The organism is Rhodoferax koreense (assembly GCF_001955695.1).
GTDB classification, from domain to species: Bacteria; Pseudomonadota; Gammaproteobacteria; order Burkholderiales; family Burkholderiaceae_C; genus Rhodoferax_B; species Rhodoferax_B koreensis.
Genome location: NZ_CP019236.1, coordinates 5,124,973 through 5,151,241 on the forward strand (window position 1 = coordinate 5,124,973; position 26,269 = coordinate 5,151,241).

Consider the following 26,269-nt stretch of genomic DNA (forward strand, 5'->3'; position numbering starts at 1 on the left):
GCCTGACGGCACCCGTAGGACATGGACACCGAAAGCCCCTGCGGCAAATTTCTGGACAATGCATTTGCGCATCGCGGATACTTTGCCTTTGGCTTTCTCCCCGGCATCCGCCCTCCCAGGCCGCTACGGCATTGCACGACACGAACAGATGATTGCTTTCTCCAAACTCGGAACGCTCGGCCGCCTGGGCAACCAACTGTTCCAGTACGCTTTCCTGCGGACCACGGCGCGCCGGCTGGGCGTGCCGTTTTATTGCCCGCCCTGGCAAGGCGATGAGATCTTCGAGCTGAACGATGCCTCTGAACGCGCGACCACCTGCGAGCCGATGAAGCACCGGTTTGTCGAACCGTATGCCAACACCGGATTCAATCCCCATGCGTTGCAGATCGTCGACGAGACCGAGATGCAGGGCTATTTCCAGACGCCGAAGTACTTCGACGAACGCAGCGTGAAGCAGTGGTTCCGATTCAAACCCGAGCCGGTGGCCGCGGTGGCGCAGAAATACGCCAGCCTGGATTTCGCCAACAGCGTCGGCCTGCACCTGCGCCTGGGCGACTTCGTCACCACCTTCGCCAATTTCTTCTATGTGGCCACGCCCGACTACTACCGCAAGGCCGTGGAGCGCGTGCCGCACAAACAGAACGTCATCGTGTTCTCCGACGACATCGCCGGCGCGCGGGCGATCCTGAAGGACCTGGGCCGCCCGCTCGTCTTCATCGAGGACAACGCGGCGCACGAAGACCTTTACCTCCAGACGCTGTGCCGCGACTTCATCTGCTCACCCTCCACCTACAGCTGGTGGGGCGCATGGCTCAACGCTTATCCCGACAAGACCATCATCGCGCCGGCCGAAGGCCTGTTCCGGCCGGGATCGCCCTTGAACAACAAGGAATTCTGGCCGCCCGAGTGGCCGAAGATCAAGGCGCTGCGCGGATTGCGCGACCACCACTTCATCTTCACGCGCGAGAAGAAGCTCGTGCACAAGCTGCGGCGCGCGATCGAGATCACCAAAGGCTCGTTCGACCGCAAGTAGCCATCGTCTTCAGGCCAGCAGGCCGCGGTAGATCGCCTCGGTCTCTTCGCAGGTGCGCGTCCACGCATACTGGACCAAGCGCGCCTTGCCCCGCTCCACCAATTCAGCGCGCCGCGCCGGGTTGTACAGCGCTTCGGCCATTGCCGCGTGCAGCGACTTCGGATCCTTGGGCTCGAAGTACAGCGCGCCGTCGCCGCCGATTTCGGGCAGCGAGCCGGCGCGGCCGAGCACGGTGGGGCAGGCATTGCTGAAAGCCTCGAGGATCGGCAGGCCGAAGCCTTCGTACAACGAAGGAAACACGAAGACCAATGCCTGCTGGTACAGCTTCTGCAGCTCGACGTCGCTCACCGAATGGTGGTGCACACGCTCGGCCAGGCCCTGGATGCGGATGAAGGCCAGCTCGTTCTTGGTGAACTCGCTGCCGGTGCAGACGATGTGCAGCGAGGGGTCGGCATCAAGCAGGCTGCGCATCGCGTTGGCGAAGAAATAGAAGTTCTTGTAGCCCGCACGGGCGCCGACGAACAGCACGTAACGCTCGGGCAGCTTGAGCGCACGTGAGGCCGGGGCGGCGCGGGTATCCAGCGAGTTGGCCAGGTACACGACCTCGACCTTTTCTTCGGGTATGCCGTAGAAATCGATCAGGTCGCGCTTGGTGCACTCGGAGATGGCGATGATCTTGTGCGCCTTCTGCGCGAGGATGCGCTTGCGTTCGGCCGTTCGGTCCGCGAGGTTGAAGTACTCGGGGTACAGCTCGTGGATCATGTCGTACACGGTCAGCACGAACTTCTTGCCACCCAGGTAGGGCAGAAAGTAGTCGTCGTAGTAGGTGGGATGGAAGACGTCGAAGTCCTGCCGCTTCAGCACCTCGATCGACACCTGCTTGTTCGCCTCGCGCGCATCGATCGGCTTGAACAGGCGGTTGCGCGCGGCGTACAGGTGCCATTTGCCCTTGAACTCGCGCCCCCCCATGAAGGTCTCGTACGCCCCCGGGTCGGGCCTGGCGCCGGTGCCGAAACGCGTGGCTTTCAGGTATTCGTTGGTGGCATAGCCCAGGCTCAGGTCCACGGCCACGTCGCCGGCGCGCTCCAGGCCGTTGAAGAGCTCGCAGAAGTAGCGCGAGATGCCGCCGAATTTTTGTTGTTCGAAGATCTGGTGGTCGTAGAGGATTTTCACGGTGCAAGTCACGGTCGATGGGTCTTGGGCCCGAAGATAACGCAGACACGCGACATCCCAAAAGTATTTCAATCCGCGGCCACCACCTTCGCCCTGTACGCCGACGGGCTCACCTCGAGCGGCACGTGGTAATGGCGCTCCGCCTCCTGCAGCGTGAACGCGACCGGCACCACGTCGAGCACCGGCGCGCCGGCTTCGCCTCGCCCGCGGAAATAGTCGCCGACGTGGAAACACAACTCATACTGCCCGATCCGCAGCGGCTGGCCGCCGAGCAGGGGCTCGCGCGTGCCGCCGTCGTGGCCGGTGGTGGTGGAGCGCAGCAGGCTGCGGCGTCCGTCCGGCCCGACCTCGGCGAGTTCGACATGCATCTCGGCCGCCGGCCGGTCGCGGGTGCCGTCGAGCACCTGGATCGTCAACTGCCCGTGGAGCTGCGGCATCCCGTGGTCGGCGATGCGGGCGGCCAGCCGCAGGCGCGAGACGAGCGCGATCTCGTCGACCGCGGCGCGCATCTCCGCCGCCGGCTCGTTGTGCAGCCGGGCCTCGAAGCGGCGCAGCGCCGAGGCCCGGGTGTGGCGCCGCACGCACAGGATGAACGGGAAACCGAACTTGCGGCGGTACGCGGTATTGAGTGCATCCCACCGGCCGTTCTCGGCGTTGCCGAGGTTGTCGAGCGCCAAGGCGCCCTGCTCGCTGATCGAGTCCGCCGTCATGGTGCCGGCGCGGGCCTGGCTGCCGGCGAGTTCCGGATGCACCGACAGGAACTCCGCCAGTTGCTGCGCAGGTTGCGCGCGGATGACGCCGAGCATCGCGTCATGCAATGCCTGCGCACTGGCGAAAGGCCGCTGGCCAGCCACGGCCCGCGCCACCCACGGCGAATGTTCGAACACGCTGCCCAGGCTGGCGACGAAGGCGTCCTCGTCACACTGGTTGAGTTCGGCCAGCGTAGTCATTGTCTGTGGACCACTCATGCGCTTTGCACGATCAGCGTGCGGTTGGCCGGCCACACGGCGTGCCAGGTCTCGCCGGGGCGCGGCGTGGCCACGCCGATTTCCTCGACCGGCATGGTGCAGACGAAGTCCTTGCCGTCGGGCAGCTTGATCCACACGGCGAGGTTCTGCCCCTTGAAGACCGATTGCGTCACCAGGCCGCTCACGCCGTTGCCCGCGGGCCGTGCGTCGGCGGTCGGCAGGAGGCGGATGTTCTCCGGCCGCACGGCCACGGTCACGGTCTGGCCCTCCTTGAAATCGTGCGCCACCGAAGATTGCCACACGCCGCCGCCGTCCACCTGCAGCGAGGTCTCGTCGCCCGCGCGCGCATGCACCCGGGCCTGCACGAAGTTCGAGGTGCCGATGAAGTCGGCCACGAACGTGCTGCGCGGCTGGTCGTAGATCTCGCGCGAGGCACCGATCTGCTCGATGCGCCCGCCACGCATCACGGCGATGCGGTCGGCCAGGATCAAGGCTTCTTCCTGGTCGTGCGTGACCAGCAGCGTGGTCAAGCCGAGCTGGTTGCACAGCTGGCGCAACTCCATCTGCATGGCCTCGCGCAGCTTCTTGTCGAGCGCGCCGAAGGGCTCGTCGAGCAGCAGCAGGCGCGGCCGGTAGACGATGGCGCGCGCCAGCGCCACGCGCTGCTGCTGGCCGCCCGACAACGCGGCCGGCAGCCGGTCGGCATAGGCGTCGAGCCGCACCAGGCGCAGGGCCTCCATGCTGCGCGCCAGCGCTTCGGTCTTGGGCACGTCGCGCATCTGCAGGCCGAAGGCCACGTTGTCGCGCACGCTCAGGTGCGGGAACAGCGCATAGTTCTGGAACAGCATGCCCAGGTTGCGCTTGTGCACCGGCACGTCGTTGACCAGTTGGCCGTCGATGCGGATCTCGCCCATCGACGGCGTGACCAGGCCGGCGATCATGCGCAGCGTCGTGGTCTTGCCGCAGCCCGAAGGCCCGAGCAGTGCGAGGATCTCGCCGCCATGCACTTCCAGGTCGATGGCATCGACCGCCGGCGGGCCGTCGCCGTAGATGCGGCTGACCTTGTCCAGCCGCACGCTGGCGCCGCTGACGGCCAGAGGTGTGGCCAGCGTTGAGTTTGCTTCAGTCATGGGGCGGTCCTCGTCGGGTTCGGCGCATCAGACCGAGAAGATCTGGTTCATCTTTTCCGTCCAGCGCGAACGGTTGGCATTGATGTGCGTCCAGTCGGGAATGAACAGGCCGCGCTTGTCCATTTCTTCCACCGGGTAGGCCAGGTACTTCAGCGTTTCGGCCGAGAACTCGATGCCTGAGACCGACGGCGCGGTGAACGCAAATTCCGACAGCGCCTTCTGCACCGCCGGCTCCAGCATGCGGTTCATGAAGGCCACGGCCACGTCCTGGTTCGGGCCGTTCTTCACCAGCACCTGGCAGTTCACGCCGGCGAAGCTGCCTTCCTTGGGGAAGGACATGGTGACCGGCACGCCCCTGGCCGTGGCCGGGTAGATGTACTTGGACAGGTCCATGAAGCCGATGTCGGCCTGGCCCTGGGCGATCTCATTGGCGGCCTGCGGGCCGTTGTCGAAGATGTTCTGCACGTTGGGCTTCAGGGCGGCGATCTTGTCGAAGGCGTTGTCGATCTCGTACTGCGCCTGCTGGAACGGCTTGCCGGTCTTCACGGCGGCAGCCACGATCATGAAGAACACCGAGGGCGTGTTCTTCGGCGTGACGAGCTTGATCTTGCCGGCGTACTTCGGATCCCACAGTTCGGCATAGCTGGCTGGCGGCTTCACGCTGGTGTTGTGGAACAGGCTGGCCACCGAGATGCCCACGGCGGTGCCGAAGCCGTCGTAGCCGAAGCGCGGATACAGCTTGCTCATGGCGGGCATGTTGGCTTTGGGCAGCTGGGCGATCAGGTCTTCGGCGCGGCAGATCGGAATGGCCACGTCGTCGATGAACATCACCGAGAACTTCGGATTGGCCTTGGTGGCGCGCATCTTCTGCACGTTGGCCAGCGTGAAGCCTTCCTCGGCCACCACCTTGCAGCCGAAGTCGGACTCGAACTTCGGGATGATCTTGGTCTTGACGAACTCGCCCTGGGCGCCGCCCCAGATGCCGACGTTGATCTGCTTGTTCTGTGCCCATGCGTTGCGCACGAAACCCATTGGCGCGGCCACGCCAGCGGCGGCGCCGAGCACGAGTTTGTTGAAGTTGCGGCGTGAGGCTTGGGGAGCGTTCATGGTGGTTCCTGGGTAAGAATGAAAAAAGTGGGAGTCAGGTGGCAAGCCGGGCGATGCTGATGCCGAAGACCTTCTCGATGACCAGCACCAGCAGCAATGCGAAAAAGATCATCAGCGTCGAGATGGCCGCGATCGAAGGGTCGAATGACAACTGGATCTGGCTGTCGAGGTAAAGCGGAATCGGAAAGTGGTTGCCATCGGCCAGCCACATCGAGATCGGGTAGTCGTCGAAGGACACGATGAAGGCGAACACCCCGCCGGCCAGCACGCCGGGGCGCACCTGCGGCCAGATCACTTTGCGTGCGACCACGGCCGGCGAGGCGCCGAGCACCGAGGCCGCGTCTTCCAGGCTGGCGTTGACCAGCATGAAGCTGGACGTGACCGACCGCACCACGTACGGCAGGCAGACCACCGTATGGCCGATGACGAGTTGCAGGAAGGTGGCATGCGAGCCGAGCATCGAGAACACCTGCAGCAACGCCACGCCGGTGACGATCAGTGGCACCACCAGCGGCGACAGCACCAGGCCGACGATCGCGCCCTTGCCCGGCACCCTGAAACGCACCAGGCCGGCGGCGGCCGGAATGCCCAGCGCCAGCGAGACCAGCGTGACCACGCCCGCGAGCTTCAGCGAGAACAGGAAACTCGCCTGCGCCTCCTCGGTGTGCAGCACCTTGGAGAACCACTTCAGCGTGAAGCCACGAGGCGGGAACACGATGTTGGGCGTGTCCGACACGGCCATCATCATCGGCACGACCAGGGGCATCATGCTGGCCAGCAGGATCAGCACGATCACGCCGCGCAGCCAGGGATTGATCGTGTGGTTCATCGTGCACCTGCCGTCCAGCGTGCGAAACGCCGGTTGAAGAATCGAAGAAAGACGATGTTGGAAGCCAGCACCACCACGATGAGCAGGCAGGCGATGGCCGCGGCGAAGGGCCAGTCGCTGAGCGAGACGATCTGCTGCTCGATCAGCGTGCCCAGCAGCGGCGAAAAATTGCCGCCGAGGATCTGCGGCATCACATAGGCGGCGGCGCTCAGCGAGAACACCAGCGACACGCCGACCGACAGCCCGGGCAGGCTCAACGGGAACACCACGCGCCAGAAAGTCTGCAGCCGCGTGGCGCCGGCGATGCGCGCCGCCTCTTCCACCGAGCGGTCGATGCGGCTGATGGCCTGGGCCAGCGGCATCACCATGAACGGCAGGTAGACGTGCACGCAGGCGATCAGCACCGCCCATTCGGTGTAGAGCAACTGGCCGGGGTTGTCGGCGATGCCAAGACCCTTGATGACCTGGTTGAGCGCGCCGTTGCGGCTCAGGATGGCCGACCAGCCGTAGGCCCGAACCACCACGTTGACCAGCAGCGGCGCCACCACCGCCACCGTCACCAGCCGCGCCATCAGCGGCGTGCCGCGCGCGATGCCCAGCGCCAGCGGATAGGCCAGCACCACACAGCAGACACAGGCCAGGGCGGCGATGCGTAGCGTGCGCAGCAGGATGCGCAGGTACAGGTCGACCGAGAACAGCCGCGTGTAGTTGGCGAGTGTCCAGCCGTCCACGTTGGCGCCGTCCACCGTCTGCGCGGTGACGCTGAGCGTCATGACATGCAGCACCGGGTAGAGGAAACACACCAGCAGGAACAGTACGGTGGGCGCCATCAGCCACATGCCCGGCAGCCAGGGCGGCGCCTGCAGGCCGCGGCGCGCCTGCAAGGGCGGCAACGCCAGCGTTTCGGAGGAAGAGATTGCCATGGGCCGGTGTCCTTTTTCGGGGGAAGGCACCGGTCATCGCTGGATGAAACGGTGCTGCATGGGCCGAATCGTAGGAGCCGCAACCATTGCCGTCTAGCACCATTTAGGCAACAATGCATACGCAAAATCAGTACGCAAGGAACAACGATGCGTGGTTCTCTCCTTCCTGTCGTGTTGCGTTATGTCGATCAGGTCGCACGTTCCGGCTCGATCCAGAAGGCCGCGCGCGAGCTGCACGTGGCCGCCTCGGCCATCAACCGGCAGATCCTGGAACTGGAGGCCGAGCTCGGCGTGCCGCTGTTCGAGCGCATGCCGCGCGGCATGCGGCTCACGCCGTCGGGCGACACCATCGTCACGCTGGCCCACCGCTGGCGCGACGACGAACGCCGCGCCGCCGCCGACATCCGCCAGATGCAGGGCATCCACCAGGGCCATGTGCGCGTGATGGCCATGGACAGCCATGTGAGCACCATCCTGCCGCGGTTGGTGGAAACGGTGGCGGTGGACCATCCACGCATCTCGCTGTCCATCGACACCGGTAGCACCGACGACGCCGTAGCGGCGTTGCTCGATGGCACGATCCAACTCGCCGCCGTGTTCAACCTCACGCCGCAGCGCCAGTTGCACACGCTGTGGACCGCCGAGCTGCCCTTCGGCTGCATCGTCGCGCCGAGCCATCCGCTGGCGCGGGCCACGACCACCAGCCTGCAGGAAGCGAGCAACCACGCCATCGCGCTGCAGAGCAAGACGCTGCCGATCCGGCGCTACCTGGAGTCGCGCTACAGCTGGCTGTTCACCGGCACGCAGAACCGCGTGGAGACGAACTCATTGCAGCTGGTGAAGAGCCTGGCCAAGAGCGGGCGCTACCTGGCCTTCACCTCGGAACTCGACGCCGCGCCGGAGATCATCGATGGCTCGCTGCGTTTCCTGCCCGTGCGCGACAAGGGCGCCGAGCCGCAGACGGTGAGCATCGCCATCGACGCGAGCAAGCCGCTGCCGGCCATCGTGAAGATCGTGGCCGGCGTGCTCACGGCGCACATCGAGCACTACCTCACGGCCGTGCGCGCCTGCCGGCCGGTGGAAGCGGCGCCGGATTCAGCGCAGTGAAATCCCGGCTGTCTTGATCGCGAGCGCGTATTTGGGCCGTTCCGTCTGCAGGCTCGCCGCCAGCTCGGCCGGCGGGCCACCCGCCACCTTGAAGCCCATGTCCTCGAGCTTGGCGCGCACGTCGGGCGCCTTCAGCACGGTCTGGATGTCGCGGTTGATCTTGTCGACGATGGGCTGCGGCGTGCCGGCCGGCGTGAAGTAGCCCTGCCAGCTTTCCACCGAGAAGCCGGGCAGGCCGGCTTCGGCCATGGTCGGCACGTCGGGCAGCGCGGGCGAGCGGTAGGGCGTGGTCACGGCCAGCGCCACGAGTTTGCCCGAGCGCACGTATTCCGTCACCGCCGCCAGCGTGATCAGCGTGGCATTGGTATGACCGCCGAGCACATCGAGCGTGGCCGGGCCGCCGCCGGCGTAAGGGATGTAGTTGACCTTGGCGCCCGTCTCCTGCGTGATGATCTCGTGCGCCACATGGGCGATGCCGCCGTTCCCCGGCAGGCCCAGGCTGATGCTGTCGGGCTTTGCCTTGGCGCGCGCGAGGTATTCGGCAAAGGTGCGGATGCCGGTGCCTGGGTTCACGACCAGGATCTGCGGATTCACCACGGCCTTGATCACGGGCGCGAAGGCTCGGCTGTCGTACGGCAGCTCGGGGAACAGGATGGCGTTGAGCGTCAGGCCTTCGCCCTGCTGCAGCAGCGTGTAGCCGTCGGCCGGCGCCTTGGCCACCTTGGCCGCGCCGATGGTGCCGCTCGCGCCGGCCACGTTCTCCACCACCACGGCCTGGCCCCAGAGCTGGCTCAACTTATCGGCCAGCGTGCGGGTGAGTTTGTCGGCACTGCCGCCGGCGGCCACCGGCACGACGATGCGCACGGTCTTGCTCGGGAAGTTGTCGGCCTCGCCGGCCTGGGCCAAGGGGATGTGCAGGCCGATGGCCGCCAGTGTGGCGGCGATGGCGCGGAGGAAGAAACGTTTGTGCATGGGAGGCAATAGAAGCGATCAAAGGATCGGTCGACTCTAGGCAGGCATGCACCCCGCGTGAACGAAGGAAAGCGCCTATCGATATGCGTTTTGTGCCGAAGCGCATAAGCATCCTCGTTTTGCTTCGTTGCGATCGGCGCGGCGCCGCCCTAGGCTAGGCAGCCCTTTGCAGCTTCGCACCCCATTCGGACCGCCCAACATGACCCAGACCGTCGTTCCCCTCGATTTCAGCGGCAGCGATGTCGCCAGCCGCCGCGCCGGCGCCGTCGGCGCTTTCCTCAACACCGCCCACCGACTGCTGCCGGATCCGCGCCATGCCAGCGCCGAACAATTGCGCGCCGTGGCCGATGCGCTCGTGCACCTGGGCCTGCGCACCGACCTGTTCCCGCCAGCGCATTTCCCGGTCGACGCCGACCATCCCGCCCAGGTCTACCGCCTGGCCGAAGACGTGCACGGCCACTACGCGCTGTACGTGTCGGCCGGCCTGGCGGGCAAGGCCCAGCCGCCGCACGACCACACCACCTGGGCCATCATCGCGGGCATCAGCGGCAACGAACGCAACGACGTGTATGCCCGACACAAGACCGACGACCCGGCACGCGACCGCCTGGCGCACCTGCGCACCGTGGACGTGGCGCCCGGCGCGGCGATCACGCTCGGCCCCGACGACGTGCACACCATCGAGCTCGTGGACGGCCAGGCCGGCCTGCACCTGCATTTCTACGGCCTGGCGCTCGACCGCCTGCTCGAACGCGTGGTGTTCGAGAGCAAGGCTGGCGGCACTTACCGCACCTTCTCGCCACCGGCGCTGATCAAACACCCGCTGACCACGCCGCAGGCACTGAAGGCCGCGCTGGCCGATGGCGAGGAGATCGCCGTGCTCGACGTGCGCGAAACCGGCGTCTTCACGCACCGCCACATCCTGCTCGTGGCCTCGGCGCCGCTGTGGCGACTCGAGTTGCTGATCGACCGCCTGGTGCCGCGCCGCAGCACCCGCGTCGTCCTCGTCGATGCCGATGAAGCCCTGGTGCACCAGGCCGCCGCCAAGCTGGTGAAGCTCGGCTGGCACAACGTCTCGGTGCTGGCCGGCGGCACCGACGCCTGGGCCGCCGCGGGTTACGAAATCTTCAGCGGCAGCAACGTGCCGAGCAAGGCCTTCGGCGAAGTCATCGAGCACGAGAAACACACGCCCTGGATCGACACCGAGGAACTGCAGCAACGCATCGCGCGCGGCGACAACATCGTGGTGGTCGACAGCCGCACGCCGGAGGAGTTCAAGGCCTTCAGCCTGCCCTTCGCGCACAGCCTGCCCGGCGCCGAGCTGGTCTACCGCATCGGCGAGATCGCGCCGGACCCCGAGACCTTCGTGGTCGTCAACTGCGCCGGCCGCACGCGCAGCATCGTCGGCGCGCAGACGCTGATCGACGCGGGCATTCCGAACAAAGTGGCCTCGCTGAAGGACGGCACCATGGCCTGGCTGCTGGCCGGCCGCGAACTGGCTTACGGCCGCAACGCCACATGGCCCGAGCCGACAGCGGCAACCCGCGACGCCGCACGCGCCCGTGCCGCGTCCGTGGCCGCGCGCGCCGGCGTGCAACGCATCGACGCCGCCACGCTCGCGCGCTTCGAATCCGAAGCCGGGGAGCGCAGCCTGTTCCGCTTCGACGTGCGCACGCGCGAGGAATACGAGGCCGGCCACCTGGAAGGCTGGCGCTGGGCGCCAGGCGGCCAGCTGGTGCAGGCCACCGACGAATACGCGGCCACGCGCCGCGCGCGCATCGTGCTGGCCGACTGGGACGGCGTGCGGGCGCTGACCACCGGCGCCTGGCTCGCCCAGCTCGGCCAGCACGAGGTGTTCGTTTTTTCACCCGCGACCACCAGCGTGCCGCCCACCCTCGTCACCGGCCCCGAGCCCGTGCGTGTGCTGCAGACGCGCACGCCGGCCGCGGCGATCGCGCCGATCCAGGCGGCCAGCCTGATCGACGCCGGCCGCGCCGTGGTCTTCGACGTGGACCGTCGCGCCGCCTTCGAGCGCCGCCACATCGCCGGCGCACGTTTCGCCGTGCCCGACCGGCTGCGTGAATTCACCGCCGACCTGCCCGCGGGCCAGACCGTGCTGATCACCTCGCCGGATGGTGTGCTGGCCGCCACCGTGGCCGCCGAACTCGCCCACCGCGGCGGACGCGACGTGCGCACCATTGTCGGAGGCACGGACGCCTGGGCCGCCGCCGGGCTGCCCACGGCCAGCGGCGCCGAGGGCGTGTTGACCGGCGACGACGACCATTGGTACAGCCCTTATGCCCACAGCGATCTCGCCTTGCGCGACGCCGGCTTCAAGCAGTACCTCGATTGGGAAATCGGCCTGGTGGCGCAATTGCAACGGGAGGGCGACGTGGGTATCCGGCTGGTGGCGGCGGCATGACGCTGCTGCCAAGCCGCCGCCAGGTGCTGGGCCTCGGCACTGCCGTGGCATTTGCCGCCCTCGTCAACCGCAACGCACTTGCCGCCGACAGCCGCCCGGTACGGCTCGTCCTGCCGCTGTCGCCCGGCGGCGCAATGGACGTGCTCGGCCGCGGGCTGGCGCAGCAACTCGGGACGCGGCTCGGCGTGAGCTTCATCGTCGAGAACCGCGCCGGGGCCGGCGGCAACATCGCCACCGAATTCGTGGCTGGCGAAAAGCCCGACGGCAACACCCTGCTGCTCACCGGCAACTCGCTCGTCGCCAACACCACGCTGTATGCGGGCCAGGTGCGCTACGACGCGCTGCGCAGCTTCGCGCCGGTCACCATCGTGGCCACCTCGCCGACCGTGATCGTGGTGCGCAACGACCAGCAACTGCCCGACTTGGCCGCGCTGCTGCGACAGGCGAGGACACGCGGCATCTCGGTCGGCACCTCGGGCCATGGGAATGGCAACCACATCGCGCTGGTGAAGATGCAGGCTGCCGCCGGTGGCGACATGCAGCACATCCCGTACAAGGGCGCGGGGCCGGCGGTCATCGGCCTGCTCGGTGGCGAGACGGACGCCGCCATCGTGGCCCTGCCGGCGGCCAGCGCCCATCTGCTGTCCGGCAAGCTGCGCGCACTTGCCGTGGTTGAGGAGCGCCGCAGCGCCACCGCGCCGCAGGTGCCGACCATCGCCGAGGCGGGCCTGCCTGTTCCCATCGACACTGGCTGGTTCGGCCTGCTGGCACCGGCCGGCACGCCGCCGGCCATCGTCGCCCGATGGCAGAAGGCCACGGCGGAGGCACTGGCCACGCCGTCGTTTCGCGACATGCTGGTCAAGCAAGGGTTCGACCCCGTGGGCAGCAGCACCCAGGCCTTCGTCGCGCAATTGGAGAGTGACGTGGCGCGCTTCCCGCCGCTGCTCAAAAGCATCGGCGCCCGGGTGGATTGACCCGGGCACCCCCAACGCATCGACCATCTGACCAACCATGCCCATCGCCGAACTTCGCCACGCCCGCATCCATTACGAGGTCTACGGACCAGCCAACGGCTTCCCGCTGCTGTTGCTCGCGCCAGGAGGTCTTCGCTCGCATGTGGGCCTGTGGCGCCACACCCATGAAGGCCTGCCACGGCCCTGGCCCGATCCGACCACCGTGTTCGCGCAGGACTACCGCGTGATCGCGATCGACCAGCGCAACGCCGGCCGCTCCACCGCCGACATCGGCCCGGACGACGGCTGGCACACCTATGCCGCCGACCACCTGGGCGTGCTGGATCACCTCGGCATCGACCGCTTCCACGTGCTCGGTGCCTGCATCGGCACTTCGTTCGCGTTGAAGCTCATCGAACTCGCACCCGAACGCGTGGCCTCGGCCGTACTGCAGCAGCCGATCGGCCTTACCGCGGCCAACGCGCCGCTGCGCCTGGAGTCGTTCGAGGTCTGGGCACGCGGCCTGCGACAACGCCAGCCCGGCTTGTCCGAAGCTCGCTTGCAAGCCCTGTTCCACCATCTGTTCGGCCAGAGCGACTTCGTGTACTGCGTGAGCCGCGACTTCGTGCGCCGCACCGGCACGCCGCTGCTGGTCCTGCCCGGCGACGACGTGCACCATCCGGTGGAGATCGCCGAAGAAATTGCGGCGCTGGCACCGCATGCCGAGGTATTGCCGCACTGGAAGGGTGCTGCGAACCGGCAGGCTTACATCGACGGCATCGGCAGCTTTCTGGCACGGGCCTCCCAACTTCAACACGCGTGAGAATCGACCCTCCATGGACCGCCATCCCTCCCACCTTGCCGCCACCATCCCAGCCACCACCGTCCGGGAATGGCTGAGCGACGGTGCCGAAATCGCCCTGCTCGACGTGCGCGAGGCCGGCCAGTTCGGCGAGGGCCATCCTTTCTTCGCCGTGCCGCTGCCCTACAGCCGGCTCGAGATCGACATCGCCGCGCTGGTGCCCCGCACTGCCACCCGCACCGTGCTGCTCGACGCCGGCAACGGCGTGGCCGAACGGGCTGCGGCAACGCTGGCCGCCCTGGGCTACAGCCAGGTTTTCGTGCTGGCCGGCGGTGCGCCCGGCTGGGCGGCGGCTGGCTACACCCTGTTCCAGGGCGTGAACCTGCCGAGCAAGACCTTCGGCGAACTGGTCGAGCATGCCTTTGCCACGCCGCACATCTCGGCGCAGGACCTCCTTGCGCGGCAGCAGGCCGGCGCCCCGCTGGTGCTGCTCGACGGCCGCACCTTCGAGGAACACCACAAGATGGCGATTCCCGGCGCCACTTCGGTGCCCAACGGCGAACTTGCGTTGCGCTGGCGCGCCCTGGTGCCCGACGCGACGACCGAGATCGTGATCCACTGCGCGGGCCGCACGCGCAGCATCATCGGCGCGCAGATCCTGCGCAGCCTCGGCGTTCCCAACCCGGTGCTGGCCCTGGAGAACGGCACCCAGGGCTGGGCGCTCGCGGGGCTGCAGCTGGAACATGGCAGCACCCGGCGCGACACGGGCCCGGTCGGCGCCGCCGCACAGGACCGCGCCGCCGCAGCCCGCGTGGCGGCCGAGGCCGGCGTGCCCACGTTGTCCGCGGCCCAGGCGCAGGCCTGGGTCGACGCGCCGGATCGCACCACCTATGTGCTCGACATCCGCAGCGCCGAGGAGTTCGCGGCCGGTAGCCTGGCCGGTGCACGTCACGCGCCAGGCGGACAGCTGCTGCAGGCCACCGACCAGACCATCGGCGTGCGCCAGAGCCGGGTGTTGCTGCTCGACGACGAGGCCGTGCGGGCCCCCGTGGTCGCGGCCTGGCTGCACCGGCTCGGCTTCGAGACGGCGGTGGTCGAAGGCGGCATCGGTGCAGCGCTGCGCCTGTCCGAAGCACCAAGCCACCCGGTTGCCGCGGCCGTGCCCGAGGTCAATCGCGACGCCCTCGCTGCCTGGGTCGCGCGACAGGCGCCGCTGCTGCTCGACCTGCAGCCGTCCATGGCCTACCGGCGCCAGCATGCGCAAGGCGCAGTGTGGTCCGTGCGCCCGCGCCTCGTGGCCGATGCGCAGGCGGCCGGCAAGCCGGCCCAGCCGGTGCTGCTGATCGCACCCACGGCGGCCGTCGCCCGCCTGGCCGCCATCGACCTGCATGAAGCCGGCTGGCGCGACGTGCGCTGGGTGTCACCCTCGACGTGGCTGGCCGCCGGCCTGCCCGTGGTGGCGACACCGGACCTGCCGAGCGATGCCGATGCCATCGACTACCTGTTCTTCGTGCACGACCGTCACGACGGCAACCTCGATGCGGCACGGCGCTACCTGGCCTGGGAGACCGGGCTGATCGCGCAGTGCGCGCCGGACGAACTGGCCGGTTTCCGGCTGCCGGCGCCGGATGACCGCGCCGTTTGAGGCTTCCAACCCCAGACGTGCGAAACCTCCGTTCGGGCTGAGCCAGTCGGAGTCATCGGCGGCGGCAAGCAGGCACTTCAACAAGCTCAGTGCGAACGGGCGGGGTTGTCGCGCAATAGGGGAATGTCAATGGCTGGCGGGATGCCGTGGGCAATATTGACCTCTAACGACGTCCGGCGCGCCCCTGGAAAGGGCCGACAATCGACGGCATCGCCAAATGGGTGCATGCCGTCGTCACCATGATCCGCCAGACCAGAAACCGTCAACCGCACTCGAAAGAACCCCCAGCCAGTCAGCCTGGTGAAACATGTCGCTGAGCCGCCTGCTCGGTTGCCTGGCCGCCTTGTTGGTGGTGGCCACCCTGGCGCTGGTGGGACGGGTGGTCGGCACCGAGTGGTCGTCGCTCGGCGCCTCGAACGCCAGTCTGCAGGCCGTGGACCAATTGCGGCTGGCCTTGGTGGCCGCCGAGATGATCTCGCGCGAGCGCGGGCCCGCCAATGGCGCGCTCGGGGGGCCTGCAGACGACCCGGCGTTGCGGCAGGCGCTCTCGGCGGCGCGGGCCCGCACCGACCAGGCGCTGGCGAATCTGCAGGCGGCGCTGCCCGTGGATGCCGGCCCGCCCGCCAGACGCGACGCGGCAGCGCGCGTGGCTGCCGCCGGCACGGCACTGGCCAGCGCACGCGCCGAGGTGGACCGCATCGTCGCACGGACCAGGGACGAACGCGCGCCGCAGGCCATTCGCGACGCCGTTTATGGCATGGTGGCCGTGGTACCCCGGCTGTCCGCCGTCACCAGCCTGGCCGCCGCCGAGGCGCAGCAGGCCTATCCCGCGCTGGGCGATACGGTGCAGCTCGCGCGGCTGTGCAGCGAACTGCGCGAAAACACCGGGCTGCTGGGCTCGCATTTCACCGCCGCGCTCGCACGGCAGCAGCCGTTCTCGCCCCTGGAGCGCCGCCTGATCGAGCAGACCCGCGGCCGCATCGACGAACTGCGCTTCCTGATGGGCATCCGCCTGGGCGCATCCGGCCAGCCGCAGGCGGTGCAACACGCCTGGCAGACGGTGGAATTGCGCTATTTCCAGAACATGACGCAATTGCTGGAGCGCGTGATCGCCGCCGGCGAAGGCGATGGGCGCTACGGCCTCGATCCCGCCGGCTTCGCTGCTTTGTATGTGCCCGAGATGAACACCATCCTCGGTTTGCGCGACGTGCTGCTCGCGCAGGCCAGGGAGGACGCCCAGACCGAACACCGGCGCGCCATGCGGGTGCTGGTCCTCGTGCTGACCGCATCGGGCGCCTTGCTGGCGGTGCTGGGCTTCGCGCTGCTGGTGGTGCACCGGCGCATCCTGCGCCCCTTGGTGCAGACCACCAACGCCCTGCGTGCGCTGGCCGACAGCCGAACCGAAGCGCCGCTGCCGTTGCAGTCGACCCATGAGGAAATGGCGGCGGTGATCGGTGCGGCCCGCGCGCTGCAGGTCCAGACCCGGCAGCGCGAGGCGCTGGAGCGCGAACGCGACGGCCTGATCGCCCAATTGCGCGAACAGTCGAACACCGACTTCCTCACCCACCTGCCGAACCGCCGCGCGTTCCTGGCCGCCGCCGAGGGCGTGCTCGCCCAGGCCAAGCGGCTGGGCTTCGACGTGGTGCTGGTCATGCTCGATGTCGACAACTTCAAGCAGCTCAACGACACCCTGGGCCACGCCTGCGGCGACCAGGCCCTGATCGCGGTGGCGAATGCCGTGCGGTCCGCGCTGCGGCTGGGCGATCTCGCGGCGCGCTTCGGCGGCGAGGAGTTCGTCGTCCTGCTGAGCCATTGCGACAGCGCACAGGGCATGCGCCTGGCCGAGCGCCTGCGCGAGCTGATCGGCGCCACACCTTTCGACTGCGGCACCGAAGCGCCGGTGCGCGTGACGGCCAGCCTCGGCGTCGCGGCCTCGGACACCCACGGCCCGGCGCTCGATCGGCTGCTGGCACAGGCCGACACAGCCATGTACCGGGCCAAGCAGGCCGGGCGCAACCAAGTGATCCTGGCCGAGCCTGCCGAAGCGCACTGACGGGCAACCGCGCCGCCTGGGCTGGCCAAGCGGGCCGGCCGCATATCGATATCTGGAAAACTTCGTTGCCTGGGTAGCCGGCCTGGCCAAAGATCGACCCTTCTGCTTTTGCCAAACGGGTCTGATTCCATGCGCCACCTTTCGCGACGTTCTTCCAACACAATCACCGCCATTTCACTTGCAGCCGGCGTGCTCGCATGGTCCGCCGGTCTGGCCCATGCCGACGCCACCCTGGACAAGATCAAGCAGCGCGGCAAGGTCAGCATCGGCGTGCTGGTCAACGGCGGGCCGTTCGGCTCGATCGATCCGGCCACCCAGCAGCTCATCGGCTGGAACCCCGAGCTCGCACGTGCGCTGGCCAAGGGGCTGGGCGTCGAGGCGGACCTGGTGCAGGTGCAGACGCCGAACCGCGTGCAGTTCCTGCAGGGCGGCAAGGTCGACCTGCTGATCGCCTCGATGGAGTTGAACCCCGACCGCGCCGAGATCCTGGGCTATGCCCCCACACCGTTCTACCGCGTGGGCGGCACCGCGGCCGTGCTCAAGACCAGCGGCATCACCAAGTGGGAAGACCTGCGCGGCAAACCGGTCTGCGTGTCGCAGGGCAGCAGCTTCGCCAAGCCGCTGGCCAGCGACTACGGCGCGGTAGTGCATGGCTACAAGTCGTCCTCCGACTCGCTGCTCGCGCTGCGCGGCGGCAACTGCGTGGCGGCCGTGCACGACTCGACGCTGATCCACCCGACGCTGCGCAACAACGCCGAATGGACGGCCTACGCCGCGCCGATTCCCACCGAACTGCTGGCCGCACCATCCGTGGTGTGGACACGCAAGGGCGAGCAGGACACGATCGCCGCCGTCGACAAGGTGATCCAGGACTGGCATCGCACGGGCTGGCTGATCGCCACCGAGAAACGCCTGGGCATCGAGCCGCCGCAGCCGCTGCTGCCTGAGCTGCAGGCCAAGTACAAGGCCGCGCCGTATTGAGGCTTCCAGGCTTCCAGGCTTCGAGACACGCAAGACCTCCGTTCGGGCTGAGCCTGTCGAAGCCCTTGGCGACGACAACCAGGCACTTCGACAAGCTCAGTGCGAACGGGCAGGGGCGTCCTTATCCGCACGGACCTAAGACTTCTTCTTCATGAAACTCACTCTCATCTCAAAGACCGCTTTGTTGCTCGCCCTCCTCGGTGCAATGGCCAGCACCGCCCATGCCGACGCCACGCTGGACAAGATCAAGCAACGCGGCAAACTCTCCGTCGGGGTCGATGCACCCGAGCCGCCGTTCGGCCTGCTCGACACCGCCACCGGCAAGGTAGGCGGCTTCCAGACGGACCTGGCGCGCGACATCGCCAGACGCCTCGGCGTGGAACTCGAGACCGTGCCGGTGCATGCCTCGACCCGGGTGCAGTTCCTGCAGGCCGGCAAGGTCGACCTGCTGATCGCCAACATCCAGTGGACGCAGGAGCGCAGCGAGATCCTGAGCTTCGCGCCCACGCCCTACAACCTGGTCGGCGGCGCCGCTATCGTGGCCAGGAACAGCGGCATCACCAAATGGGAAGACTTGCGCGGCAAGGTGGCCTGCGTCTCGCAAGGCAGCAACTTCGCGCGGCCGTTGCAGGAAACCTACGGCGCCGTGGTCAAGGGCCTGAAGGGCATTCCGGAATCGCTGCTGGCGCTCAAGGGCGGCACCTGCGCGGCCTCGGTGCACATCCAGCCGGCGATGGTGCAGACGCTGACCGGCGCCAGCGCCGCCGAGTGGAAAGACTTCCGCCTGGCCACCGACGACCAGCTGATCCCGTCGCCCACCGTGGTCTGGACGCGCCGCAACGAGGCCGACACCCAGGCCTATGTCGACCGGGTGATCCAGGACTGGCACAAGGCCGGCACCCTGGTGGCGCTGTCCGCCAGGTATGGCGTGCCGGATGCCTACTTCAAGGCCGCCAACGCGAAAGCGCAGCAAGGCAAGTTCGACCGGGCGCCTTTCGAGGCCGACGCGAAGTGAAGCTTTGCCGCGTCCTGCCCCACCCGTTCGGGCTGAGCCTGTCGAAGCGCCTGGTGAGGGCAAGTGCGGCTTCGACAGGCTCAGCCCGAACGGGGAGCAGAAGGCACTTCGACAAGCTCAGTGCGAACGGTCGGTGGCGTCATCGGTCACGCCAGAGCGTCAGCCCATGACTCAGCTGCTCGACGCCTTGCGCGAAACCTTGGGCCCGGCCCACGTGCTCTCCGGCAGCGACGCCGCGGCCTTCCTCACCGACCAGCATGGCCGCCTCACCGGGAACGCATTGGCCGTGGTGCGCCCTGCGACCACCGAGCAGGTGGCGCAGGTGGTGCGCCTGTGCCGCGACCACCGGGCTCCGCTGGTGCCGCAGGGCGGCAACACCGGGCTCATGGGCGGCGCCACGCCCGACGCCGGCGGCCAGGCCGTGCTGCTCTCGCTCGGCCGGCTCAACCAGGTGCTGGCCATCGACACCGACAACGACACCATCACCGTGGAGTCCGGCTGCGTGCTGGCCACGGTGCAGCAGGCCGCGTTCGACGCGGGCCGGCTGTTCCCGCTGAGCCTGGGCTCGGAGGGCAGTTGCACCATCGGCGGCAACCTCGGCACGAATGCGGGCGGCACGCAGGTGCTGCGCTACGGCAACATGCGCGAGCTCACGCTCGGTCTGGAAGTGGTCACTGCCGAAGGCAAGATCTGGCACGGCCTGCGCGGACTGCGCAAGGACAACACCGGCTACGCGCTGCGCGATCTCTACATCGGCAGCGAGGGCACGTTGGGCATCATCACTGCGGCCACGCTCAAGATGTTTCCACTGCCGGCCGCGCAACATACGGCGCTGCTGGCCTTCCCTTGCATCGTCAGCGCCGTGGCTTTTTTGTCGCAGGCGCGGGCCGGCTTCGGCGCGGCGCTCACGGCGTTCGAACTGTTGTCCGACACGGTGCTGAAGCTCATCGCACAACACCTGCCCGAGCAGAAGATTCCGCTCGAATCGCTGGCCGGGCCGTGGTACGCCTTGATCGAACTCTCCGATTCTGAGGGCGAAGCCCATGCGCGCGAACGCTTCGAGGCCGTGGTCGGCCAGGCCTTCGAAGACGGCCTGGTGGTGGATGCGACCATTGCCGAGAGCCTGCAGCAAAGCCAGGGCCTGTGGCGGCTGCGGCACGAGGCGCTGGGCGAGGCACAACGGCGCGACGGCCGCAACATCAAACACGATGTGTCGGTGCCGATCTCCCGCATTCCCGATTTCCTGCGGGCCACGGCGGCGGCGCTCGAAGCGCGTTTCCCCGGCGTGCGTCCCGTCGCCTTCGGCCATCTCGGCGACGGCAACCTGCATTACAACGTCGCGCATGCGCCGGGCCAGTCCGTCACGGCGCTGATCGCGCAGGAAGACGCGATCCACGAAGTCGTGCACGACAGCGTGTTTGCGCACGGCGGCTCGATCAGCGCCGAACACGGCATCGGCCAGCTCAAGCGCGATGTGCTGCCGCGCTACAAAAGCGAGGTCGAACTCGACCTGATGCGCCGCCTGAAGCAGGCGCTCGATCCGCTTGGCCTCCTCAACCCCGGCAAGGTGCTCGCCGCCTGACATCCCCCACAAGGATCCCACATGACGACCTCTTCGTTCCAACTTTCGCAACGCGTCCAACGCGTCAAGCTCTCGGCCAATGCCGCGGCCAGCCAGCGCGCCGCAGCGCTCATCGCCCAGGACCGCGACGTGCTGGTGCTGACCGCGGGCGAGCCCGACTTCGACACGCCGCAAGCGATCAAGCAGGCCGCCATCGCGGCGCTGGCACGCGGCGAGACCAAATACACGCCCACGGCGGGCACGCCCGAATTGCGCCGCGCCATCAGCGCCAAGTACCGGCGCGAGAACGCGCTCGACTATCCGCCGGCGCAGATCGTGGTCTCGAATGGCGCCAAGCAGGTGATCTTCAACGCGCTGGCGGCCACGCTCGACGCGGGCGACGAGGTGGTGCTGCCCGCGCCGTACTGGCCTTCGTTTCCCGACATCGTGGCCGTCAACGACGGCACGCCGGTGATCGTGCCGGTGAACGAGGCCACGGCCTTCAAGCTCACACCGGAAGTCCTGGAGCGCGCCATCACGCCGCAAACGCGCTGGCTGATCCTGAACTCGCCAGGCAACCCGAGCGGCGCGGTCTACACCGGTGCCGAACTCGCGGCGCTGGCCGAGGTGCTGCGCCGCCATCCGCGCGTGCTGGTGTTGTGGGACGAGATCTACGAACACATCTGGTTCACCGCCGAAGCGCCAGTGCATCTGCTGCACGTGGCGCCCGACCTGCGCGAGCGCACGCTGCTGGTCAACGGCGCGTCCAAGACCTATGCCATGACGGGCTGGCGCATCGGCTGGGGCGCCGGGCCGCGCGCCTTGATCGACGCCATGGTGGTGATCCAGTCGCAGGCTTCGAGCGGGCCGAACTCGATCGGCCAGGCGGCCGTGGCATCGGCCCTCGTGGCCGAAGACCAGAGCTTCGTGACCGAGTCGCGCGCCATCTACGCGCGCCGCGCGGCTTTCGTGAGCCGGGCGCTGAATGCGATTCCCGGCCTCTCGCTGCTCGCACCCGAAGGCGCCTTCTTCGCCTACGTCCATTGCGGCGGCCTGATCGGCCGCGTGCGGCCCGATGGCCGGGCCATCCAATCCGACAGCGACGTGGTCGACTGGCTGCTCGATGCCGAGGGCGTGGCCGCGGTGGACGGTGCGGCTTATGGCCTTGCACCGTACTTCCGCATCTCGATTGCCGCCAGCGACACCGTGCTGGCCGACGCGGCGCAGCGCATCGCACGCGCCATCGGCGCCTTGAAGGTGGCAGAGCCGGAGGCGCTGGCGGCATGATCGATGGCTTGTTACCTGGCCTCGTGGCGGCGCTCAAGCCGCTCGGGCTCAACTACGCCTTCGCGCTCGATGCCAGCGAACGCGCGGCCTTCGTGCGTGGCCTCGGCATCACGCTGCAGCTTTGCTTGCTGACCATTCCCGGCAGCCTGCTCGCCGGCGTGGCCATCGCCGCGGCGCTGACGTCCGGTCGTCCATGGCTCGCCCAGCCGGCGCGGGCCTTCGTCGAGGTCACGCGCAACACGCCGACGCTGGTGCAGCTGTACTGCGCCTTCCTCGTGCTTAACATGCTGATCACGCAGCAGCTGCGCCCGCTCGGCGGCGCCAATCCGCTCACGCCTTTCGTGTGGGTGGTGATCGTGGTCTCGCTGCACAAGGGTGTGTTCCATGCCGAGGCGCTGCGCGCGGGCATCGAGGCCGTGCCGCGCATCACGCTGGAGGCGGCGCGCTCTCTCGGCTTCTCGCAGCGGCAGTTGCTGGCCCGGGTCGAACTGCCGCTGGCCGTGCGCTTCGCCCTGCCCTCGCTGGTCAACAACCTGATCGACCTGGTGAAGATGACGGCCGTGGCCTCGGCCATCGCCGTGGGCGACGTGACCTACGAATCGATCATGATCTGGACGCAGCGCGACAACGTGCTCGAACTGCTGCTGTTGATCCTGCTGTATTTCGGCCTGTTGACCTGGCTCGTGAGCCTGGCCGGCCGCTGGCTGGAAGAACGCTGGAGGATGCCCGGTTATGGCCAGTGAACTCACCCTGAACCCTGCGACCACCGCAGACCCCGCAGATGCTGCAAGCCCATGGCGCAGCCCCTGGGTGTTGACGGCGCTGTGCGTGGCCGCGGTGGTTGCGTTCTGGACGGCCACCGGCAGCACGCCCGTGGTCTTCGCCCACCTGTGGAAATGGCTGCCGGTGATGCTGCGCGGCCTGCTGGTCAACATCGAAATCAGCGTGCTGGCCATGGCGCTCGGCACGCTGGTGGGTTTGCTCATTGGCGCGCTGTCGCTGTCGCCTTCCAAGGCCTTGCGCACGGTCACGCGCTGGTACGTGCAGGCCTTTCGCAATGCGCCGATCCTGGTGCTGATCTACTTCACAACCTACGTGTTTCCTTTCGAGATCCAGCTGGTGTCGTGGACCTTTCCGTTCCCCGACTGGATCAAGGTCGTGCTCGGCCTGGCGCTGCCGGCCAGCGCCAATGTGGCGGAAATCTTCCGCGGCGCGATCCAGTCGATCCCGAGCGCGCAGTGGGAAGCCGCGCAGTCGCTGGCTTTTCGCCGCCGCGAGATCTTCCGCCTGATCGTGCTGCCGCAATGTGTGCGCCGCATGTTGCCGCCGTGGATGAACCTGTATGCCAGCATCACCATGAGCACCTCGCTGGCCTCGCTGGTCGGCGTGCACGACGTGGTGGACACGGCGCAGATCGCCAGCAACACCGTGGCCCGCACCGACTTCACCATCCTCGTCTACTTCACGTTGCTGACCTTGTTCTTCGCCTATTGCTACCCGATCGCCCGCGCCACGCGCGTGCTGGAACGCCGCCATGACCGCTTCTGACGCCTATCTCGCCACACTTGCCCTGAAGAAGGAACCGCCACTGGTCGCGCTGCACGACGTGCATTTGTCCTTCGGTGCCAATCAGGTGCTCAAGGGCATCGAAGTGGAAGTGCGCCGCGGCCAGGCCGTGTCCATCATCGGGCCCTCCGGTTCGGGCAAATCGACCGTGCTGCGCTGCATCACCGGCCTGCTGCGGCCGCAGCGCGGCAGCATCCGCGTGGGCGACACCCAGGTGGATGCGCTGCGCACCGAGGCCGAACTCATCGCGCTGCGCAAACGCGTGGGCTTCGTGTTCCAGCAGTACAACCTGTTTCCGCACCTCACCGTGCTCGAGAACCTGGTGATCGCGCCCACACGGGTGGCCGGCCGGGACCGCGCCGCCGCCGAACGCGAGGCCCGGGTGTTGCTGGAGAAGGTGCGGCTCGGCCACAAGGAAAAGGCCTATCCGGGCGAACTCTCCGGCGGCCAGCAACAACGCGTAGCCATCGCCCGTGCACTGGCGATGCAGCCCGAACTCATGTTGTTCGACGAGGTGACGTCTGCCCTCGACCCTGAGACCGTGGGCGAGGTGCTGACCGTCATCCGCGACCTCGTGAACGACGGCCTGACCTGCGTGCTCGTGACGCACGAGATGCGTTTCGCCGAGGAGATCAGCGACGAGGTGTATTTCACCGAAGCCGGCCTGATCGTCGAACACGGCCCGGCCGCACGCATCTTCGGCGACCCGGCCAGTGAACGCACCCGCGCCTTCCTGCACCGCGCCCTCGGCGAAGGCAGCCGCAACCGGCCTTCACCCGTGCTGTTGCCCGATCCGCCGGTGGCCTTCAGCCGCGCGCGCTTTGCACTTTGACATTTTTCGCATTGAATCTCTCCACACCCAGAAACCAGGAGCCCCCATGACCCAGACCATCGCAACCTCCGTGGCCCAGCAGCGCCAGGCCGCCGTCGCCGAAGCCTTGGCCGACATCCGCCAGACCCTGGACCGTCACCCGATCGACCGCGCCACGCTCGCCGTGGTCACCACCCGCCTCGAACGCCTGGCCGCGCAGAAGGCGCTGTTCAGCCGCGCCGACTTCCCGCCGCCGGCCGCCAGCCTGGGCGTGGGTGCCTCCACGCGTTACCGGCTCAACGCCGGCGACGGTGATGAAGGCCTGGCGCTGTACCTGAATTCGATCAACCCCGGCAAGACCACGATTCCGCACAACCACACGACCTGGGCCGTGATCGTGGCCGTGGAGGGCCAGGAGGAGAACCGCGTCTACAGCCGCAGCGACGACGGCAGCAACCCGGACCATGCCCAACTCGCCCTGGTGCGCGAACTCACCGTGCAGCCCGGCACCTCGATCGCCTTCCTGCCCGAAGACATCCACAGCATCCACGTCGTCGGCGACCAGCCCACGCTGCATTTCCACCTGTACGGCAAGCCGCTCGAAAGACTCTCGGGCCGCATCGGCGTCGAACTCGAAACCGGCCGCGTGGTGAACTACAACGCCACGCAATTCAAGCAGAGCGAGGTGGCGGCATGAGTTCAGGCAGACCCGTCGGTGCCGCAACCCGCCTGCTGCACGCCGGCGCGCCCGCGTTGCGCGATGGCTCGGGCCCGGTCAACGTGCCCGTGGTGCGCACCAGCACCGTGCGTTTCGAAAACACCGCGGCCCATGCCGACTACCACCACCGCCGCGCGGCCGGCGAACGCATCGCCTCCTACGGACGGCACGGCCTGGATACGCACCGCGCGCTCGAAGACGCGGTGACCGACCTCGAAGGCGGCCACCGCGCCTTCCTCGCGCCATCCGGCCTGGCCGCGATCTCGCTCGTGCTCTTGGCCCTGCTGTCGCCCGGCGACCACGCGCTCGTGGCCGACAGCGTGTATTCGCCCGTGCGACGTGTGGACCAGACCCTGCTGCAGCGCCTGGGCATCACGCTCGAATACTTCTCGCCGGGCCAGGACGACCTGGCCGCGCTGATCCGCCCGAACACCAGGTTGCTGTACCTCGAGTCGCCGAGTTCGCTGCTGTACGAAGTGCTCGATCTGCCCCAACTCACCGGCATCGCACGGGCTCGCGGTGTGACCGTGGTGGCCGACAATACCTGGAGCGGCGGCTGGTTCTACAAGCCGCTGGCACTCGGCGCGAACATCTCGGTGCAGGCCGCGACCAAATACATCGCCGGCCATTCCGACGTGATGCAGGGCGTGGTGGTGGTCGACAGCCCGGCCCTCGCCGCGAAGATCGGCACCACCCACGAAGCCCTGGGCCTGGCCATCGGCGCCGACGACGCCTACCTTGCGTTGCGCGGCCTGCGTACGCTGCCCGTGCGGCTGGCCCAGCACCAGCGCCATGCAACGCAGGTCGCGCGGTACCTGCAGCAACATCCACAGGTGGCGCGTGTCTTCTACCCCGCCCTGCCCGAAGACCCGGGCCATGCGCTGTGGCAACGCGACTTCAGCGGTGCTAGCGGCTTGGTGTCTTTCGCGTTCCGTGAGGCTGACGAGGCGGCGGCGAACCGATTCGTCGATGCGCTGGCCTACTTCGGCATCGGTGCGTCATGGGGTGGTTATGAAAGCCTGGCGCTCGTGGCGCAACCCGAGCGGCTGCGGGAACACAGCTATTGGGCCGGAACGGCGCCGGTGGTGCGGCTGCATGTGGGCTTGGAGGATCCACAGGACTTGATTGCGGATCTCACGCAGGCGTTTGGAAAGGCCGAGGTGGCCCGGGAGGGGCAAGTTGGGAAGAGGCCATTGGCCGTGGCTTAAAGCAG

At 67.9% G+C, this 26,269-nt stretch carries 23 protein-coding genes; 16 read left to right on the forward strand and 7 right to left on the reverse strand.

The features are described from left to right. Nucleotides 1-148: 148 nt before the first annotated feature. Nucleotides 149-1,033 (forward strand): alpha-1,2-fucosyltransferase, encoded by an 885-nt coding sequence (locus RD110_RS23730; RefSeq protein ID WP_076202626.1) that lies wholly within the window; start codon nt 149-151, stop codon nt 1,031-1,033. Nucleotides 1,034-1,042: 9 nt separating this feature from the next. Here RD110_RS23730 and RD110_RS23735 read toward each other — a convergent pair whose 3' ends face one another. From RD110_RS23735 to RD110_RS23760, 6 genes are all read right to left on the reverse strand, one after another. After that, nucleotides 1,043-2,206, reverse strand: coding sequence for a glycosyltransferase family 4 protein (locus RD110_RS23735; RefSeq protein WP_076202628.1), 1,164 nt, complete (start codon nt 2,204-2,206; stop codon nt 1,043-1,045). A gap of 68 nt (nt 2,207-2,274) precedes the next feature. After that, complete coding sequence (gene uraD / locus RD110_RS23740; protein ID WP_076202631.1) at nt 2,275-3,156, reverse strand: 2-oxo-4-hydroxy-4-carboxy-5-ureidoimidazoline decarboxylase; 882 nt, start codon at nt 3,154-3,156, stop codon at nt 2,275-2,277. Nucleotides 3,157-3,170: 14 nt separating this feature from the next. Continuing rightward, entirely contained in the window at nt 3,171-4,304 is a 1,134-nt protein-coding gene (locus RD110_RS23745) for an ABC transporter ATP-binding protein (RefSeq protein ID WP_076202634.1), read from the reverse strand. A gap of 27 nt (nt 4,305-4,331) precedes the next feature. Then, on the reverse strand, nt 4,332-5,411 hold the full coding sequence (locus RD110_RS23750) for an ABC transporter substrate-binding protein (protein WP_076202636.1): 1,080 nt from the start codon (nt 5,409-5,411) through the stop codon (nt 4,332-4,334). A 34-nt stretch (nt 5,412-5,445) separates the two neighbouring features. Next, nucleotides 5,446-6,240 carry an ABC transporter permease gene (locus tag RD110_RS23755; RefSeq protein ID WP_076202639.1) on the reverse strand — a complete coding sequence of 265 codons (795 nt, stop codon included), beginning with the start codon at nt 6,238-6,240 and terminating at the stop codon, nt 5,446-5,448. Continuing rightward, nucleotides 6,237-7,163 (reverse strand): ABC transporter permease, encoded by a 927-nt coding sequence (locus RD110_RS23760; protein WP_083686536.1) that lies wholly within the window; start codon nt 7,161-7,163, stop codon nt 6,237-6,239. Before RD110_RS23760 ends, RD110_RS23755 begins: the two co-directional genes overlap by 4 nt. Before the next feature lie 147 nt (nt 7,164-7,310). Between RD110_RS23760 and RD110_RS28180 the strand changes: the two genes are divergently transcribed. Then, nucleotides 7,311-8,270, forward strand: a complete 960-nt coding sequence (locus RD110_RS28180) for a LysR family transcriptional regulator (protein ID WP_076202644.1) — start codon at nt 7,311-7,313, stop codon at nt 8,268-8,270. Here the strand turns inward: RD110_RS28180 and RD110_RS23770 are convergent. Next, on the reverse strand, nt 8,259-9,242 hold the full coding sequence (locus tag RD110_RS23770) for a tripartite tricarboxylate transporter substrate binding protein (RefSeq protein ID WP_076202647.1): 984 nt from the start codon (nt 9,240-9,242) through the stop codon (nt 8,259-8,261). The two genes, RD110_RS28180 and RD110_RS23770, sit on opposite strands and share 12 nt — an antisense overlap. A 199-nt stretch (nt 9,243-9,441) precedes the next feature. Here RD110_RS23770 and RD110_RS23775 point away from each other — a divergent pair, with 199 nt between their 5' ends. The 14 genes from RD110_RS23775 (at nt 9,442) to metC (ending at nt 26,264) form a co-directional block, all read left to right on the forward strand. Beyond that, nucleotides 9,442-11,664, forward strand: a complete 2,223-nt coding sequence (locus RD110_RS23775) for a rhodanese-like domain-containing protein (RefSeq protein WP_076202649.1) — start codon at nt 9,442-9,444, stop codon at nt 11,662-11,664. Continuing rightward, nucleotides 11,661-12,638, forward strand: a complete 978-nt coding sequence (locus tag RD110_RS23780) for a Bug family tripartite tricarboxylate transporter substrate binding protein (protein ID WP_076202652.1) — start codon at nt 11,661-11,663, stop codon at nt 12,636-12,638. Before RD110_RS23775 ends, RD110_RS23780 begins: the two co-directional genes overlap by 4 nt. 37 nt (nt 12,639-12,675) lie before the next feature. Continuing rightward, complete coding sequence (locus tag RD110_RS23785) at nt 12,676-13,440, forward strand: alpha/beta fold hydrolase (RefSeq protein WP_076202654.1); 765 nt, start codon at nt 12,676-12,678, stop codon at nt 13,438-13,440. Nucleotides 13,441-13,453: 13 nt separating this feature from the next. Next, nucleotides 13,454-15,064, forward strand: coding sequence for a rhodanese-like domain-containing protein (locus tag RD110_RS23790; protein WP_076202657.1), 1,611 nt, complete (start codon nt 13,454-13,456; stop codon nt 15,062-15,064). 307 nt (nt 15,065-15,371) lie between these two features. After that, nucleotides 15,372-17,117 carry a GGDEF domain-containing protein gene (locus tag RD110_RS23795; RefSeq protein ID WP_076202659.1) on the forward strand — a complete coding sequence of 582 codons (1,746 nt, stop codon included), beginning with the start codon at nt 15,372-15,374 and terminating at the stop codon, nt 17,115-17,117. Nucleotides 17,118-17,246: 129 nt separating this feature from the next. Then, the gene (locus tag RD110_RS23800) at nt 17,247-18,098 is read left to right on the forward strand and encodes a transporter substrate-binding domain-containing protein (protein WP_076202662.1); all 852 of its coding nucleotides are present in this window, start codon (nt 17,247-17,249) and stop codon (nt 18,096-18,098) included. 151 nt (nt 18,099-18,249) lie between these two features. Then, nucleotides 18,250-19,113, forward strand: coding sequence for a transporter substrate-binding domain-containing protein (locus tag RD110_RS23805; RefSeq protein ID WP_076202665.1), 864 nt, complete (start codon nt 18,250-18,252; stop codon nt 19,111-19,113). A 166-nt stretch (nt 19,114-19,279) separates the two neighbouring features. Continuing rightward, nucleotides 19,280-20,695 carry an FAD-binding oxidoreductase gene (locus tag RD110_RS23810; RefSeq protein WP_076202667.1) on the forward strand — a complete coding sequence of 472 codons (1,416 nt, stop codon included), beginning with the start codon at nt 19,280-19,282 and terminating at the stop codon, nt 20,693-20,695. A gap of 21 nt (nt 20,696-20,716) precedes the next feature. Continuing rightward, on the forward strand, nt 20,717-21,961 hold the full coding sequence (locus tag RD110_RS23815; RefSeq protein ID WP_076202670.1) for an aminotransferase class I/II-fold pyridoxal phosphate-dependent enzyme: 1,245 nt from the start codon (nt 20,717-20,719) through the stop codon (nt 21,959-21,961). Then, nucleotides 21,958-22,704: an amino acid ABC transporter permease gene (locus RD110_RS23820; RefSeq protein WP_076202672.1), complete on the forward strand. Its 747-nt coding sequence runs from the start codon at nt 21,958-21,960 to the stop codon at nt 22,702-22,704. The genes RD110_RS23815 and RD110_RS23820 overlap by 4 nt, the downstream gene beginning before the upstream one ends. Next, nucleotides 22,694-23,509 carry an amino acid ABC transporter permease gene (locus tag RD110_RS23825; protein WP_076202689.1) on the forward strand — a complete coding sequence of 272 codons (816 nt, stop codon included), beginning with the start codon at nt 22,694-22,696 and terminating at the stop codon, nt 23,507-23,509. The genes RD110_RS23820 and RD110_RS23825 overlap by 11 nt, the downstream gene beginning before the upstream one ends. Then, a complete protein-coding gene (locus RD110_RS23830; RefSeq protein ID WP_076202692.1) occupies nt 23,496-24,359 on the forward strand; it encodes an amino acid ABC transporter ATP-binding protein in 864 nt (287 codons plus the stop codon). Before RD110_RS23825 ends, RD110_RS23830 begins: the two co-directional genes overlap by 14 nt. Before the next feature lie 46 nt (nt 24,360-24,405). Further along, complete coding sequence (locus tag RD110_RS23835) at nt 24,406-25,035, forward strand: cysteine dioxygenase family protein (RefSeq protein WP_076202695.1); 630 nt, start codon at nt 24,406-24,408, stop codon at nt 25,033-25,035. Continuing rightward, nucleotides 25,032-26,264: a cystathionine beta-lyase gene (metC, locus tag RD110_RS23840; protein ID WP_076202698.1), complete on the forward strand. Its 1,233-nt coding sequence runs from the start codon at nt 25,032-25,034 to the stop codon at nt 26,262-26,264. The genes RD110_RS23835 and metC overlap by 4 nt, the downstream gene beginning before the upstream one ends. Nucleotides 26,265-26,269 lie beyond the last annotated feature (5 nt).

What these genes read in the sequence shown, in the direction of transcription:
- RD110_RS23730 (WP_076202626.1), top strand. Translation starts at nt 149, where the DNA reads ATGATTGCTTTCTCCAAACTCGGAACGCTCGGCCGCCTGGGCAACCAA.
- uraD (WP_076202631.1), bottom strand. Translation starts at nt 3,156, where the DNA reads ATGACTACGCTGGCCGAACTCAACCAGTGTGACGAGGACGCCTTCGTC.
- RD110_RS23745 (WP_076202634.1), bottom strand. Translation starts at nt 4,304, where the DNA reads ATGACTGAAGCAAACTCAACGCTGGCCACACCTCTGGCCGTCAGCGGC.
- RD110_RS23750 (WP_076202636.1), bottom strand. Translation starts at nt 5,411, where the DNA reads ATGAACGCTCCCCAAGCCTCACGCCGCAACTTCAACAAACTCGTGCTC.
- RD110_RS23755 (WP_076202639.1), bottom strand. Translation starts at nt 6,240, where the DNA reads ATGAACCACACGATCAATCCCTGGCTGCGCGGCGTGATCGTGCTGATC.
- RD110_RS23760 (WP_083686536.1), bottom strand. Translation starts at nt 7,163, where the DNA reads ATGGCAATCTCTTCCTCCGAAACGCTGGCGTTGCCGCCCTTGCAGGCG.
- RD110_RS28180 (WP_076202644.1), top strand. Translation starts at nt 7,311, where the DNA reads ATGCGTGGTTCTCTCCTTCCTGTCGTGTTGCGTTATGTCGATCAGGTC.
- RD110_RS23770 (WP_076202647.1), bottom strand. Translation starts at nt 9,242, where the DNA reads ATGCACAAACGTTTCTTCCTCCGCGCCATCGCCGCCACACTGGCGGCC.
- RD110_RS23775 (WP_076202649.1), top strand. Translation starts at nt 9,442, where the DNA reads ATGACCCAGACCGTCGTTCCCCTCGATTTCAGCGGCAGCGATGTCGCC.
- RD110_RS23780 (WP_076202652.1), top strand. Translation starts at nt 11,661, where the DNA reads ATGACGCTGCTGCCAAGCCGCCGCCAGGTGCTGGGCCTCGGCACTGCC.
- RD110_RS23785 (WP_076202654.1), top strand. Translation starts at nt 12,676, where the DNA reads ATGCCCATCGCCGAACTTCGCCACGCCCGCATCCATTACGAGGTCTAC.
- RD110_RS23790 (WP_076202657.1), top strand. Translation starts at nt 13,454, where the DNA reads ATGGACCGCCATCCCTCCCACCTTGCCGCCACCATCCCAGCCACCACC.
- RD110_RS23795 (WP_076202659.1), top strand. Translation starts at nt 15,372, where the DNA reads ATGTCGCTGAGCCGCCTGCTCGGTTGCCTGGCCGCCTTGTTGGTGGTG.
- RD110_RS23800 (WP_076202662.1), top strand. Translation starts at nt 17,247, where the DNA reads ATGCGCCACCTTTCGCGACGTTCTTCCAACACAATCACCGCCATTTCA.
- RD110_RS23805 (WP_076202665.1), top strand. Translation starts at nt 18,250, where the DNA reads ATGAAACTCACTCTCATCTCAAAGACCGCTTTGTTGCTCGCCCTCCTC.
- RD110_RS23810 (WP_076202667.1), top strand. Translation starts at nt 19,280, where the DNA reads ATGACTCAGCTGCTCGACGCCTTGCGCGAAACCTTGGGCCCGGCCCAC.
- RD110_RS23815 (WP_076202670.1), top strand. Translation starts at nt 20,717, where the DNA reads ATGACGACCTCTTCGTTCCAACTTTCGCAACGCGTCCAACGCGTCAAG.
- RD110_RS23820 (WP_076202672.1), top strand. Translation starts at nt 21,958, where the DNA reads ATGATCGATGGCTTGTTACCTGGCCTCGTGGCGGCGCTCAAGCCGCTC.
- RD110_RS23825 (WP_076202689.1), top strand. Translation starts at nt 22,694, where the DNA reads ATGGCCAGTGAACTCACCCTGAACCCTGCGACCACCGCAGACCCCGCA.
- RD110_RS23830 (WP_076202692.1), top strand. Translation starts at nt 23,496, where the DNA reads ATGACCGCTTCTGACGCCTATCTCGCCACACTTGCCCTGAAGAAGGAA.
- RD110_RS23835 (WP_076202695.1), top strand. Translation starts at nt 24,406, where the DNA reads ATGACCCAGACCATCGCAACCTCCGTGGCCCAGCAGCGCCAGGCCGCC.
- metC (WP_076202698.1), top strand. Translation starts at nt 25,032, where the DNA reads ATGAGTTCAGGCAGACCCGTCGGTGCCGCAACCCGCCTGCTGCACGCC.